15 protein-coding genes, 1 other RNA gene and 2 pseudogenes are annotated in these 12,961 nt (G+C 33.7%); 4 read left to right on the plus strand and 14 right to left on the minus strand.

Annotated elements, in window-relative coordinates; genetic code table 11:
• The first annotated feature begins 336 nt into the window (after positions 1–336).
• Positions 337–1,662 (plus strand): IS4 family transposase, encoded by a 1,326-nt coding sequence (locus ACQH2Q_RS03590; protein ID WP_264339118.1) that lies wholly within the window; start codon positions 337–339, stop codon positions 1,660–1,662.
• Between the two features lie 101 nt (positions 1,663–1,763).
• On the opposite strand, the gene ispG is transcribed toward ACQH2Q_RS03590, so the two are convergent.
• The 5 genes from ispG to ACQH2Q_RS03615 all read right to left on the minus strand — a co-directional run bounded on the left by ispG (position 1,764) and on the right by ACQH2Q_RS03615 (position 6,972).
• Complete coding sequence (ispG, locus tag ACQH2Q_RS03595; RefSeq protein WP_264339243.1) at positions 1,764–3,044, minus strand: flavodoxin-dependent (E)-4-hydroxy-3-methylbut-2-enyl-diphosphate synthase; 1,281 nt, start codon at positions 3,042–3,044, stop codon at positions 1,764–1,766.
• Positions 3,045–3,069: 25 nt separating this feature from the next.
• Positions 3,070–3,690, minus strand: a complete 621-nt coding sequence (locus ACQH2Q_RS03600) for a TRP75-related protein (protein ID WP_070356736.1) — start codon at positions 3,688–3,690, stop codon at positions 3,070–3,072.
• Positions 3,691–3,887: 197 nt separating this feature from the next.
• Positions 3,888–4,424: a hypothetical protein gene (locus ACQH2Q_RS03605; protein ID WP_155968266.1), complete on the minus strand. Its 537-nt coding sequence runs from the start codon at positions 4,422–4,424 to the stop codon at positions 3,888–3,890.
• Between the two features lie 154 nt (positions 4,425–4,578).
• On the minus strand, positions 4,579–6,693 hold the full coding sequence (locus ACQH2Q_RS03610) for an FtsK/SpoIIIE family DNA translocase (RefSeq protein WP_182309617.1): 2,115 nt from the start codon (positions 6,691–6,693) through the stop codon (positions 4,579–4,581).
• The gene (locus tag ACQH2Q_RS03615; protein ID WP_006279515.1) at positions 6,694–6,972 is read right to left on the minus strand and encodes a YggT family protein; all 279 of its coding nucleotides are present in this window, start codon (positions 6,970–6,972) and stop codon (positions 6,694–6,696) included.
• A gap of 280 nt (positions 6,973–7,252) precedes the next feature.
• Between ACQH2Q_RS03615 and ACQH2Q_RS03620 the strand changes: the two are divergent.
• The 3 genes and pseudogenes from ACQH2Q_RS03620 to ACQH2Q_RS03630 all read left to right on the plus strand — a co-directional run.
• A pseudogene (locus tag ACQH2Q_RS03620) lies at positions 7,253–7,947 on the plus strand (IS630 family transposase); the annotation flags it as partial.
• Between the two features lie 60 nt (positions 7,948–8,007).
• Positions 8,008–9,333 carry an IS4 family transposase gene (locus ACQH2Q_RS03625; RefSeq protein WP_264339118.1) on the plus strand — a complete coding sequence of 442 codons (1,326 nt, stop codon included), beginning with the start codon at positions 8,008–8,010 and terminating at the stop codon, positions 9,331–9,333.
• 14 nt (positions 9,334–9,347) lie between these two features.
• Positions 9,348–9,575: pseudogene (locus ACQH2Q_RS03630) on the plus strand (transposase); the annotation flags it as partial.
• 25 nt (positions 9,576–9,600) lie between these two features.
• On the opposite strand, the gene ACQH2Q_RS03635 reads toward ACQH2Q_RS03630, so the two are convergent.
• The 9 genes from ACQH2Q_RS03635 to ACQH2Q_RS03675 form a co-directional block, all read right to left on the minus strand.
• Positions 9,601–9,834: a type II toxin-antitoxin system RelE family toxin gene (locus ACQH2Q_RS03635; RefSeq protein WP_182309615.1), complete on the minus strand. Its 234-nt coding sequence runs from the start codon at positions 9,832–9,834 to the stop codon at positions 9,601–9,603.
• A complete protein-coding gene (locus ACQH2Q_RS03640) occupies positions 9,825–10,046 on the minus strand; it encodes a hypothetical protein (protein ID WP_006279415.1) in 222 nt (73 codons plus the stop codon). The genes ACQH2Q_RS03635 and ACQH2Q_RS03640 overlap by 10 nt, the downstream gene beginning before the upstream one ends.
• Positions 10,047–10,129: 83 nt before the next feature.
• Positions 10,130–10,441 (minus strand): type II toxin-antitoxin system RelE family toxin, encoded by a 312-nt coding sequence (locus tag ACQH2Q_RS03645; protein WP_253303024.1) that lies wholly within the window; start codon positions 10,439–10,441, stop codon positions 10,130–10,132.
• Complete coding sequence (locus tag ACQH2Q_RS03650; RefSeq protein ID WP_095742622.1) at positions 10,422–10,643, minus strand: hypothetical protein; 222 nt, start codon at positions 10,641–10,643, stop codon at positions 10,422–10,424. Before ACQH2Q_RS03650 ends, ACQH2Q_RS03645 begins: the two co-directional genes overlap by 20 nt.
• Positions 10,644–10,745: 102 nt before the next feature.
• Positions 10,746–11,039: a type II toxin-antitoxin system RelE family toxin gene (locus tag ACQH2Q_RS03655; protein WP_306700832.1), complete on the minus strand. Its 294-nt coding sequence runs from the start codon at positions 11,037–11,039 to the stop codon at positions 10,746–10,748.
• Positions 11,020–11,250 carry a hypothetical protein gene (locus tag ACQH2Q_RS03660; RefSeq protein ID WP_264339247.1) on the minus strand — a complete coding sequence of 77 codons (231 nt, stop codon included), beginning with the start codon at positions 11,248–11,250 and terminating at the stop codon, positions 11,020–11,022. The genes ACQH2Q_RS03655 and ACQH2Q_RS03660 overlap by 20 nt, the downstream gene beginning before the upstream one ends.
• A 188-nt stretch (positions 11,251–11,438) precedes the next feature.
• Positions 11,439–11,876, minus strand: coding sequence for a ClpXP protease specificity-enhancing factor SspB (locus ACQH2Q_RS03665; protein ID WP_006279412.1), 438 nt, complete (start codon positions 11,874–11,876; stop codon positions 11,439–11,441).
• Positions 11,877–11,899: 23 nt separating this feature from the next.
• Positions 11,900–12,229, minus strand: a transfer-messenger RNA (tmRNA) gene (gene ssrA, locus ACQH2Q_RS03670).
• 124 nt (positions 12,230–12,353) lie between these two features.
• Entirely contained in the window at positions 12,354–12,944 is a 591-nt protein-coding gene (locus ACQH2Q_RS03675; protein ID WP_015588828.1) for a CvpA family protein, read from the minus strand.
• Positions 12,945–12,961: the final 17 nt, after the last annotated feature.

The following is a 12,961-nucleotide window of genomic DNA, read 5'->3' on the forward strand; positions in this document are numbered from 1 at the left end:
AAAAAATTATCTTCTTCTAGATAAGAACTCCCTAAAAAAATAAATGTAACAAATAAAATGCCCATCTCAAATGTTGCTATATTTCACGATATTTCCTTAACTTGACGCGTATGTTTGATTCATCATTCTCTTTGTGAAAAACATTCCAAACTTTCTCTCCACTTTTTCTGGGTAAGGTCAGTCAAACCTCCATTTTTTTTATATCAATTTATTACTTTTTTTTCGGTTTGACACACTTTTTTGAACCATACGCGTCAAGTTAAGGAAATAAAGGTATGAAAGAGATAGAATAATAAGGTATAAGTTCTCCCAGATATACTTTTAGTGAGAGAACCAATGAATAAAATAACTTGCTTATCAAAAAAGCTCAAAGAATTTTTTAATGAAAAAGCAGAGAAAATCTCAATTACAACAAGGTTTATAAAAAGAAAGAGAAAGCTAAAAGGTTCATCATTCGTAAAAGCCATGGTCTTGGGTAATATAGGAGTTGATAATTGTAGCGTAGAAACAATGTGTCAATTACTAAACGAGGACTCGATAGATATAACAAAACAAGGTTTGGATTTTAGATTTACTGAAGAAGCAGTGGAATTTATGAAAAGGATGTATAATGAATCTGTGATTCTCTTTAAAAATATCTTGCAAGTTGATTGCAAAATCTTACAGCAATTTAATAGTGTTAAATTATTGGACAGTAGCTATATTACTCTACCTAACAGTATGGAAGAGATGTATAAAGGTTATGGTACTAGCTACAGTGGCTATGAAAGCAATACTAAGTCTGGAATAAAGTTACAATTAGTTTTCGACTACATGAATCAGATAATAGACCAACTTAATTTAACGGAGGGGGTAAGATCAGACCAGGGATATAGGAAACATTTAAGTAATATATTAAGCAATGATTTGCTAATATCTGATCTCGGTTATTTTGTGCCAAGTTCTTTTAAACAAATCAATGAAATAGGAGCTTATTTCATAAGTCGTTATAAATCCGATACCAACATATATGATGTAGAAACAAATCAAAAAATGGAGTTATTAGAATGTTTAGAGGATAAGTTATTTTTAGAAAACGAGGTATTGTTAGGAAAAGAAGCAAAAATTAGAGTAAGAATTATATGTCAGAAACTAACTGAAGAACAGTCTATGGCCAGAAGAAGGAAAGCTAATAGATTAGCAAGATCGCAGGGATATACATCCTCTAAAAGAAATCAAAAATTGTTGAACTGGTCAATATTTATAACTAATGTTCCAGAAAATAAAATTAGTGCTGAGCAAGTATTAACGATTTACAGAGTAAGGTGGCAAATTGAGTTATTATTTAAATTGTATAAAAGCCATATCAGGCTTGATAAGCTAAAAGGAAAGCCATGCAGAGTATTATGTGAACTATATGCTAAATTGTGCGCAATTCTTATATTTCACGGCATAGTTGGTTGCACAGAAGTGAAAAAGAATACAGAACTTAGCTTAACAAAGGCATTTATTGAGCTAAAAAGGCGGGTTAGAGAGTTATTTTTAGTATTAACCAAAATTAATAGTTTAAAAGCATTTCTTAAAAAACTCACTATAACTTGGTCGCGATTTTCATTAAAAGACAAACGTAGAAGGGCTAGAGTATCCACTTTAACCTCTCTAAATTTGCTCACAATCTCTTAACTTGACGCGTATGCTTTTTTGAACATTCCCAACGAAAAAAGAAAAACAAGGTTTAATTTTCTTTTTTATTTGCGATTTATCTATTAATTAACCGTGAAAGGTTACGTGTAATGCTTCTTCACATAATTATCAATAATTGCCTTAAATTCTTCAGAGACATTATCACCTTGTAAAGTTTTGAAATATTTGCCGTTTTTGTAGACTGCTGAAACAGGTTTTTCTCCATATCCAGGTAAGCTGATTCCCAAATTTGCGTGTTTGCTTTCTCCAGGACCATTTACTATGCATCCCATAACAGCAATGTTCATATGCTCTACACCTGGATTTTTTTTCTTCCACATCGGCATATGAGTTTTTATATAGCCATTCACCTCTTCAGTTAATATACGAAAACGATCGCTACTCGTGCGCCCACAACCAGGACATGAATTAACCTGAGGGTTAAAGTGTCGCAAGCCTATAGACTGCAATATTTCCTGACACACCACCACTTCATTAGTACGCGATTCACCAGGACGTTGAGTCAAAGAAGCCCGTATTGTATCTCCAATGCCATTTTGCAATAAATAAGTAAGCCCTGCTGCGGTATTTACCACACCTTTATTGCCCATACCAGCCTCAGTTAAACCCAAATGCAGCGCATAATTGGAAGATTTTGCAAGTGCCATATAAACTAAAATTAAATCTTGTACTTTGCTAACTTTACATGAAATGATTATTTTGTTTGAATTTAGACCAATTTCTTCAGCTTTTTTTGCACTATCAAGAGCAGACATTACAAGTGCTTTGCGCAGTATAACGTCAGAAGGCCTTGAATTACTAAGCGAAGAGTTTTCATCCATCAATTTTTGCAAAAGGTATTTATCAAGACTACCCCAATTTACCCCAATTCTAACCGGAAGATCGTGCATTATTGCATACTCTATAACCCTTTCAAACTTCTCATCACGTTTGTTGCCAAAACCTATATTGCCTGGGTTTATCCTAATTTTACCCAGCATTTTGATGTTGTCTGGATAATCTTGAACTAATTTATCTAGCTCATACTGACCACAGCCTACCAATATTTTACCGTCAAAACCTTCTTTATTTATCTCTTCTACTATATAAGGTATGGCTCTTGCTACCTCCTCTGAGTTCAAGGCAATTCGCACCAATTCTGAACCTGTACGCGCTAGTTCTGTTATTTCTTTTGCATAATGTTTTGCGCTACTTTTTATATTATCAGAATCTATATGCACACCAAGCGCCATAGATTGTACAACTACAGGATTATTTCCGCCTATCTTTACTTTTCCAACTTCTACAACATGAGTTTTGTGCCTGGAAATCTGCGATAATTCATATGTATTATCATTCAATATCAGGTCTTTATCTAGCATATTATTAATGGCCAATATTGTGATACTATTTTACTGTGTCAGCTACACTGCCAAATGAACTTGAACCATTCAAACTATAAGCATCTACGTTATCCAAATTAGCAATAGAATCATGTGAGCACGTTCTTCTTGATGGAGTTTCTTTTATAGTGACATTTATAGGAGAAACTTTCTTTTCTCGTGTTGAAGTAACTTTCTTCTCTTCTTGTTGTTCACTTTCATGCTGCTTATTTTCATACTGGAAAACTGACTCTTGATCTATAAATACAGCACCCCTTAAACGTGCGATATTAATACCATGCTGATTTATCATAGTGCTCTCTTCATCGTCGACTATGCAAGCTTCCATGTCATTTGGCTCATTATCAAGACTAGCAATTTTTTTCTCTTTTAATTTTTTGATTAGATCTTCTTTATTTATAGCTCGATCTTGTAATTTTTTTTTCTTGAGCAATTCCCTACGCTTCTCATACAGTTTATATGACTCAGCAAAATCCTCATCTGTATGAAAGTTTGCACCACCAGGGTTACCAGGAGGTATGTATCTCTTACTGAGCTTAGATTTAGCTTCAGCACTATGCACAGTAAAAAAGCTAGAAACCAAAAACATTAATATAAATAAAATTTTAGAAAAAACCCTAAGCATATGGTGCTATAGTAAATATCGTGTTTTAAAAGATAGCAATTAACAAACTTTAAGTAAACCAGAATCTTTACTAACTTTACAATACAAATATTTTTCTAAAAAGTGATATGTTTGCTATCAAAAAAACCTACGCAGACTAAGAGAAGAGTAAGGTGTTACAAGTTGCGTAACACCTTTTCAAGAAAAGTGTTATGCAGCTATATGTTTGCAACTTTTAAGTTATTCTGTAGTTTTTCAGTACCATCGGTAGTATCTACATTACTAAGTTTTGCGTCTGGCGTATCTTTAGATAAGTCGTTTTTCTTCTCTTTATCAAGCTTAACTCCCTGATAGATACAGAATGCAACAAAACTAGTTATTGCTATTGCGGCAACAGCACTGACTATGATACAAATTGCCATTATTTTTTGTTGATCTGCTACTGCCTCTGCAAGTGTTTCCACTTTTTCTTGCAGGCCGTTTAAGTGCTCTTGCATAGCTTGAAACTGCTTAGTACCAATCTTGTCTTCTAATGCACTAAAAACTTTTTCAAACTGCTCAACATCTATCTTTTGAGCTTCTTGCCATTCTTTTAATGCACTAAATACCTCTTCAAACTGTTTAGCATCTATCTTTTGAGCTTCTTGCCATTCTTTTAATGCACCAAAAACTTTTTCAAACTGCTCAGCATCAATTTTTTGACTTTCTTGCAATTCTGTTACACCTAACCAATTGCACAAAATTCCTTTTACCATTTTAACCCCCTAGTTAATTAATATATTATAATTTTACATTCCCAATGTTTAAATTATTATTAAATTAACTGTCATTATGTATTGACCTTTTAATAATTTTGTTTGACTTGCTTTTTGAAAGTGCGGAAACTTAAATTAAGGTATTACAAGATTGTTATTCAACCAATATCTCTCTTTTCCCTGAGTAATTTGGAGCGCTGACAATACCTTCCTTTTCCATTCTTTCAACGATGTTTGCTGCTCTGTTATAGCCTATTCTAAGCTGCCTTTGAATGTAACTGGTTGAAACTTTTTGATCTCTTTGAATGATGGCCACTGCTTGGTTATAGAGGTCATTTTCTTCATCCTCCGTTTCATCGTGTGACTCTGTAGAAGAATTTTCATCTTCTTTAGTGATTTCCTCCATGTAGTTTGGCTCACCTTGCATTTTCAGATGATCAACTATATCTTGCACCTCATTATCACTTACAAATGGGCCGTGAACTCGAATGATCTTACCACCAGAGGCCATATAGAGCATGTCACCCATGCCGAGCAATTGTTCAGCCCCTTGTTCGCCAAGTATTGTACGGCTATCTATCTTAGAAGTAACAGCAAAACTGATTCTCGTTGGAAAGTTCGCCTTTATCACACCTGTGATCACATCCACAGATGGGCGTTGTGTTGCCATTATGATGTGTATTCCTGCAGCACGAGCCATCTGAGCTAAGCGTTGAATAGAGCACTCTATTTCTTTGCCGGCAACAAGCATCAAATCTGCCATTTCATCCACGATCACTACAATATACGGAAATGTTTCCATCTTGATTGGTATTTTTTCAAACAGAGGTTTGCCTGTTGTTGAGTTAAAGCCAATCTGCACAACGCGCTCCAATTCTATTCCACTATTCATCGCTTCTGTGATTTTTTGATTATAGTTTATAACATTGCGTACATTCAAATACGACATCATGCGATAGCGGTTTTCCATTTCTTTCACTATCCACTTAAGAGCGACTACAGCCTTTTTTGGCTCTGTTACTACTGGCGTTATTAGATGTGGTATTGCATCATATATTGAAAGCTCAAGCATTTTGGGGTCGATCATTATCATCTTGCATTCGTCAGGACTTAATCGATAAACGAGTGAAAGAATCATAGTGTTAATCGCAACTGATTTACCAGACCCTGTGGTTCCAGCAACGAGCAAGTGAGGCATTTTAGTTAGATCTGCAATAACTGGTTTTCCACTTATTTCTTTGCCAAGCGCAATTGGAAGATTTAAGTTTGCATTTTGGTATTCTGGTGATTCAAGCAAATCACGCAGCATTACAATTTCCCGTTCCTTGTTCGGCAACTCTATTCCCATAGCATTTTGCCCACGAATTATTGAAATACGTGCAGAGAGTGCACTCATCGAACGTGCAATGTCATCTGCAAGGCCAATTACTCTTGCAGATTTCGTACCAGCTTGTGGTTCAAGTTTGTATAAAGTCACAACCGGCCCATAGCATACACTGATAATTTTTCCTTGCACGCCAAAATCACTCAGGACTTGTTCCAGCAGAGATAAATTTTTATTGCTCTCCATTTCATTCAGCTGTTTTCTCTGCAAAGACTCCTCTGCTTTGGAAAGTAAATGAATGCTTGGAAATTCGAACTCACTGAAAATTTCTTTGGTGGCTTTTTTCTGTCTTTCTTTTGGTTGTTGTTTAGTAGTGATTTTAGTTTTATGTTTTTCTTCTACTACTAATGGTGCAACTGAATATTCAGCAGTTTTATGTGATCTGAAGAATGGAACATTTACAAATAAGCAAGCTATTTTTTTACATAAGAAGAATAGAGAGTAAATTGTTCTCTTCCAACCAACAGATCCTACAAGACCTATTAATGTTACTATCACAAATACATAAAACGGGCAGTTATTAACGAGTGCATTCCCTATTATTCCACTGTGTCTGTACCTTGCTGTGATGCCTAGCGAAAGTTGTGGTAATATAGCACATACCCCTAAATTGATTAATATTAAATAGAGAATTTTCAGCAGTATTTTTGCTGGCCTGAAGATCAACAAGTAAACTATGGTTGTAGCTATTGTAACACTAGTTAATCCAAGAAATTGAACCAATATATCAGCTAAATATGAACCTACTATTCCACCTAAATTTGTCACTTCCTCATTTGTAGCCGTGTTTAAGGAAGGATCTTTATAGTTATAGCTAAAAACTGATATATATATATATATTAAAAGGGATAGATATATTGCTGATTTTAGATATTTTTTTAACATCTACCTAAAGTAGTAAGCTACTGTATATTTTACAAAGTGAATTGTTATTAGCAATATCATTATAGATAAATCTAATCCGTTGAACGGTGGTATATATCTTCTAATAATCTTTAGTGGTGGATATGTCAATTGGTTCAAGATGTGCATTATGCTACTGACAGTTTCATTATATATGTTCACCATATTAAGTTTAACCAGCCAGTTTAGGACAACCCAACATATTAGAATGAAGCTATAAAGATCAAGTAACGTATTGAGTAGATATATGATTGGATGCATACATATCTATTACACGAAAGTTATATAAAAGACAAGTATTTAGCCTTTTCAAACTCAAAATGTTGTTTTTGCTGAACCAAAAAAAACTTCATTTTTTGAGCTGCGCAAAGCCACCTAAAGTAGAGAATGGACAAGGAAGGAGGGGTGTATAATATATATTAATGTTGATATTTATTTCTTATAAATATCATCTCTATGTCCTATCTCTGTGATAGTTATAGCTCTTTCCATAAAAGTCCGGATGTGATAGGATAAGGGTAGATGATGATAAGGAGGTTGAATGCCAGCAGCATATAGTTATGATTTAAGAAAAAAAGCAATGGAAGCGCTAGACGAAGGAGAAAGCAGAGAAACAGTGGCAGCAAGATTTAAGATTGGAAGAACTACTTTATGGGAGTGGCAGCAAAGAAGAAAAGAAACAGGAGACTTTCAATCAAAAAAACTTGGAAATGGGGGTTACAATCACAAAATTACCGACTGGGATACCTTTGCCAAATTTGCCAGAGAACACGGAGGAAAGACTCTATCGGAAATGGCTAAACTTTGGAACAACGTTAGTATCCAAACGATCTATCGAGCCCTTAAAAAAATTGGATTTACGCGCAAAAAAAGACATATGGATACAAGGAAAGAAACGAAGAAAAACGTGCTGAATTTTTGAAAATTATAGCGACAAAAGAACCTAAAAACTTAGTGTATATAGATGAGTCTGGCATTGATAACACCGAAGACTACCCCTACGGATATTGCCAGAAAGGACAGCGGTTTTATGCCTTAAAATCTGGAAAGAAAACTCAACGAATCAGTATGGTTGCAGCCTTAAGTGGAAGAAAGATAGTTGTTCCGTTAACCTTTGAAGGCCACTGTAATATGGATGTTTTTAATGGATGGTTTGAGCAATTTTTGACACCGATCTTGGAACCTGGACAGACTGTCATTCTTGACCATACGCGTCAAGTTAAGGAAATAAAGGTATGAAAGAGATAGAATAATAAGGTATAAGTTCTCCCAGATATACTTTTAGTGAGAGAACCAATGAATAAAATAACTTGCTTATCAAAAAAGCTCAAAGAATTTTTTAATGAAAAAGCAGAGAAAATCTCAATTACAACAAGGTTTATAAAAAGAAAGAGAAAGCTAAAAGGTTCATCATTCGTAAAAGCCATGGTCTTGGGTAATATAGGAGTTGATAATTGTAGCGTAGAAACAATGTGTCAATTACTAAACGAGGACTCGATAGATATAACAAAACAAGGTTTGGATTTTAGATTTACTGAAGAAGCAGTGGAATTTATGAAAAGGATGTATAATGAATCTGTGATTCTCTTTAAAAATATCTTGCAAGTTGATTGCAAAATCTTACAGCAATTTAATAGTGTTAAATTATTGGACAGTAGCTATATTACTCTACCTAACAGTATGGAAGAGATGTATAAAGGTTATGGTACTAGCTACAGTGGCTATGAAAGCAATACTAAGTCTGGAATAAAGTTACAATTAGTTTTCGACTACATGAATCAGATAATAGACCAACTTAATTTAACGGAGGGGGTAAGATCAGACCAGGGATATAGGAAACATTTAAGTAATATATTAAGCAATGATTTGCTAATATCTGATCTCGGTTATTTTGTGCCAAGTTCTTTTAAACAAATCAATGAAATAGGAGCTTATTTCATAAGTCGTTATAAATCCGATACCAACATATATGATGTAGAAACAAATCAAAAAATGGAGTTATTAGAATGTTTAGAGGATAAGTTATTTTTAGAAAACGAGGTATTGTTAGGAAAAGAAGCAAAAATTAGAGTAAGAATTATATGTCAGAAACTAACTGAAGAACAGTCTATGGCCAGAAGAAGGAAAGCTAATAGATTAGCAAGATCGCAGGGATATACATCCTCTAAAAGAAATCAAAAATTGTTGAACTGGTCAATATTTATAACTAATGTTCCAGAAAATAAAATTAGTGCTGAGCAAGTATTAACGATTTACAGAGTAAGGTGGCAAATTGAGTTATTATTTAAATTGTATAAAAGCCATATCAGGCTTGATAAGCTAAAAGGAAAGCCATGCAGAGTATTATGTGAACTATATGCTAAATTGTGCGCAATTCTTATATTTCACGGCATAGTTGGTTGCACAGAAGTGAAAAAGAATACAGAACTTAGCTTAACAAAGGCATTTATTGAGCTAAAAAGGCGGGTTAGAGAGTTATTTTTAGTATTAACCAAAATTAATAGTTTAAAAGCATTTCTTAAAAAACTCACTATAACTTGGTCGCGATTTTCATTAAAAGACAAACGTAGAAGGGCTAGAGTATCCACTTTAACCTCCCTAAATTTGCTCACAATCTCTTAACTTGACGCGTATGGATCTTGGAACCTGGACAGACTGTCATTCTTGACAATGCTACTTTTCATAAGTCTGATAAGATTATCGAGCTTGCTAAAGGGGTTGGTGCAGAAATTTTGTATCTGCCGCCTTATTCTCCAGATTTCAACAAAATTGAGCATCATTGGTTTGCTATAAAAAACAGAGCCAGGAAAAACATTCCTCTATTCGAATCCTTTCGTCGTGCTGTTGATTCTGCCTTCCTATGACCTGTTCGGACTATTATGAGAAATGCTATACTATATGATCTAATTGATTTACTCTGTAAATTACACGATAGTCACCAACTCTTAGCCTTCTACGTCCTTTTAAGTTATGATGTAGTGGTTCACCAAAATTTATTGGGTCAACTGTAAGACGTTCTTTTATAGCCTTTTGAACTTTTAGCCTTATTGTCTTTGGAAGGTTTGGTAAATCTTTTTCAACAACACTCTTTAGAGACTTAACCTTGTAACGCTCTAATCCCACTTAATATCTTCAAAATCAACTGTTTCTGCACCTTCAACATCACGCTCATCAGAAATTTTAGATACTAAAAAATCCTCCATTTCAAGCTCAACTGCTTCTCTAAATAGTTTTCCTGCTAATTCTTGAACGGGCTGTTTAGTAAATTCAGATAATTCAGCAAGATGCTTTAAAGTTTCTTCGCTAAGAGCTATGTTAATGCCTGAATTTGCCATATGTTTTACCAAAGTCCACTAATAATTATACAACATTTTTTTTAATTTTTCAATAAAGAAAGGAGTGGTGTATAAAAATATATTTAATGTTTCAGTAGGTCCAATATTGCCTGCTTGTAAATATTGTCCCTGTGTCCTATTGAAACAATAATTACTATACGTTTTACAATATTTACACGGTAGACAATACGATAATCATCAGCAACTTTTATTCTTCTATGTTCCTTTAATCTCTTGCGTAGCAACACACCGTTACCAATAGGATCAGTCTCAAGATACTCTTTTATTGCATCTTTAATACTTGGCTTTACATCTTCCGGCAAGGAAGGCAAATTTCTTTTAAGAACATGCTTTAGATATTTAATGGTGTATTGCTTATTTCCAGATGTCTTCACTATCCTCTACTTCTTCTGCATCATCAGAATTTAACTCCCTAATAATTTTGGAAAATGCAATATCTTCCGCTTCAAGTTCGATTGCTTCCTTGACTAGCTTTTCTGTTAATTTTTGAACAGACTGCTTGGTGGCTCTAGCTAGTTCAACAAGATGCTGCGAAGTTTCTGGGTTGAAAGTTACACTAACTTTTGAATTTACCATAAGCTTTACCAAAGTCTACTACTATAGCTATTTTACAACATTTTTTTTAATTTTTCAATAAAGAAAGGAAGGAGGGCTGTATAAAAATATATTTAATGTTTATCAAGTAGCCTTCTCATAAATGGTGTCTCTATGTCCTGCTGTAGCAACAAACACCTTATGTTTTGCAATATTTACAGTATAAATAATTCGATAATCACTAACCCTTATTCTTCTATATCCTTTTAGCCTGCCACGTAATGGTTTACCAAATTTAATTGGATCAGTTGTAAGCCGCTCGTTTATCGCTTTTGTAATCCTTGATCTTATTGTTTTTGGAAGATTTAGAAAATCTCTTTCAGTAAAGTTTTTTGAGTAGACAATATCGTATTTCAGTTTATGTCCTCTCCCTTTCAGATAGTACTGTGTTCCAGTCTACATCCTCACATTCCTTAATAGTTTTATATAACGCAATATCTTCTACTTCGCACTCGATTCCTTCGATGACTAACCTTTTTGCTAGTTCTTGAACGGATTCCTTGGTGATTTCAGCTAACTTAGTAAGGTTATGTGAAGTTTTTGGGTCAAAAGTTATACTAATTCCTGAATCTGTCATATGTTTTACCAAAGTCTACTAATAATTATACAACATTTTTCTGAATTTTTCAATAAAGGAAGTTGATGATATGTAAGAAAAATTTTGCCACCTGCGTTAATAAATAATTAAAGATTTAGCATATTTATCTACCCTCTATTCTATTACTTAAGTTAGACCACTTTTTTCTATTAATATTTTTTGTTTATAAAGATGAGCAGTTACTCATCACGCAGTTGATCTATGGATATAATACTACCGTTTGATAGTTTTTCAGTACATTTTTCACTTTTGTATTCTTTATCAGAGTCGATACTGATTTTGTCAAATATTAAAACATCTCCTGAAATTTTATCACGAAACTCACTAATAGCAAAAAACGGTATAGTAATTCGCTCTTGTTTTCCTTGAAAACTCAAACTGACGCTAAATTTATCCTCAGAAACTTTTAAATCATAGAATTGATGCTGTAATATAATAAGCATTTGAGTAGGGTATGACTTTTTCAAACGATCTGGCATGGTCACACCATTAAAATATGTGAAAAATAATATTTCTAAGTGAGGGATAAAACCATTACCTGATATAACATCTAAAGTCTTTTTGATAACTTGAAACTTAGCAGAATTAAGCAGTTTTTTGTAATCTGTTTGCTCCATATAACTTTCACATACGTAAATTTTGGGGGAACTTCTGTTACCCGGCGTTCCCTAAACCGTGCTTTAGTAATAAACCGGTTGTGCTAAATTAAGCAGCAACACGATATTCTTCAGCAGCAAAATTATCGTTTGCATTTAAATTATGAACTCTTAGCGGTGGTGTCTAACCGAGCAAAGCTACCATCTTTACTATGCATGTCGATCCTTAATCGCCCCCGTATAATTAAAAAACATGGTGGAGGCGCCGAGTACTGCCCTCGGGTCCAATACACCTATTACAAGGTAATTTTATTGCTATAGTACACAAAATGTACATAGCTATTATATAGCAACATTAAATAAATGTCAAGATATTATGACCTTAAGTTGATTTATTGCTAAAACAAAATTAATATTTCCAGTAAAAAATTCTGTGCTCTTAGCCTGACACATATGGCTTTTTGAATACTCCCAATGAAAATATTTATAAATAAATATTTACTCTTCTTTTTTATTGTTTTTAGGTTTTTCTTGATCAACCATTTCTCCACCGATCTCTTTTATTTTTAGTATCAACGACTCTGGTACATACATGTCAATTACTTCTTCTGCTGTCACAAATAAAGCCTGATAAGAGTGTGAATTTATTATCCAATTAGGCAATATGTCTTCTGCTTCTATTTTATACTCTCCCTCTTTTTTGTCATATACTGTGTAGCAATATAAGTGCACAGCAAAAAATAATACATAAGAGAGCAATATTCCTTTAAGCACTCCGAGAAAGATTCCAGTAACTCTATCGATAAACCCCAACCTTATGGGTAATAATATGTACATTAGCCAGTTATTTATTATCATGAATATAAGATTAAGTATAATAAATACAGAGATTGTAGAAAGTATGTTTAGTGTAACTTTAGAATCAAAATATTTACTATAATTTGGAGTGAAAAAATCATAGTGATTAGCTGTCAGAAAGACCGATAAAAATAGAAACATTAGTGCGCATAGCTCTTTTATAAAGCCTCTAGTTACCGAGATTATTACGCATAGAACAACAATGAAGATAATTAGGCTATCGAAAAGCATGTTTTATATCTATATGG

The sequence above is a fragment of the Wolbachia endosymbiont (group A) of Melieria omissa genome (assembly GCF_964031125.1).
Lineage (GTDB): Bacteria > Pseudomonadota > Alphaproteobacteria > Rickettsiales > Anaplasmataceae > Wolbachia > Wolbachia pipientis.

Coding starts and splice junctions, on each gene's coding strand:
- ACQH2Q_RS03590 (WP_264339118.1), top strand. CDS start 337: ATGAATAAAATAACTTGCTTATCAAAAAAGCTCAAAGAATTTTTTAAT.
- ispG (WP_264339243.1), bottom strand. CDS start 3,044: ATGCTAGATAAAGACCTGATATTGAATGATAATACATATGAATTATCG.
- ACQH2Q_RS03600 (WP_070356736.1), bottom strand. CDS start 3,690: ATGCTTAGGGTTTTTTCTAAAATTTTATTTATATTAATGTTTTTGGTT.
- ACQH2Q_RS03605 (WP_155968266.1), bottom strand. CDS start 4,424: ATGGTAAAAGGAATTTTGTGCAATTGGTTAGGTGTAACAGAATTGCAA.
- ACQH2Q_RS03610 (WP_182309617.1), bottom strand. CDS start 6,693: ATGTTAAAAAAATATCTAAAATCAGCAATATATCTATCCCTTTTAATA.
- ACQH2Q_RS03615 (WP_006279515.1), bottom strand. CDS start 6,972: ATGCATCCAATCATATATCTACTCAATACGTTACTTGATCTTTATAGC.
- ACQH2Q_RS03625 (WP_264339118.1), top strand. CDS start 8,008: ATGAATAAAATAACTTGCTTATCAAAAAAGCTCAAAGAATTTTTTAAT.
- ACQH2Q_RS03640 (WP_006279415.1), bottom strand. CDS start 10,046: ATGGCAAATTCAGGCATTAACATAGCTCTTAGCGAAGAAACTTTAAAG.
- ACQH2Q_RS03650 (WP_095742622.1), bottom strand. CDS start 10,643: ATGGTAAATTCAAAAGTTAGTGTAACTTTCAACCCAGAAACTTCGCAG.
- ACQH2Q_RS03665 (WP_006279412.1), bottom strand. CDS start 11,876: ATGGAGCAAACAGATTACAAAAAACTGCTTAATTCTGCTAAGTTTCAA.
- ACQH2Q_RS03675 (WP_015588828.1), bottom strand. CDS start 12,944: ATGCTTTTCGATAGCCTAATTATCTTCATTGTTGTTCTATGCGTAATA.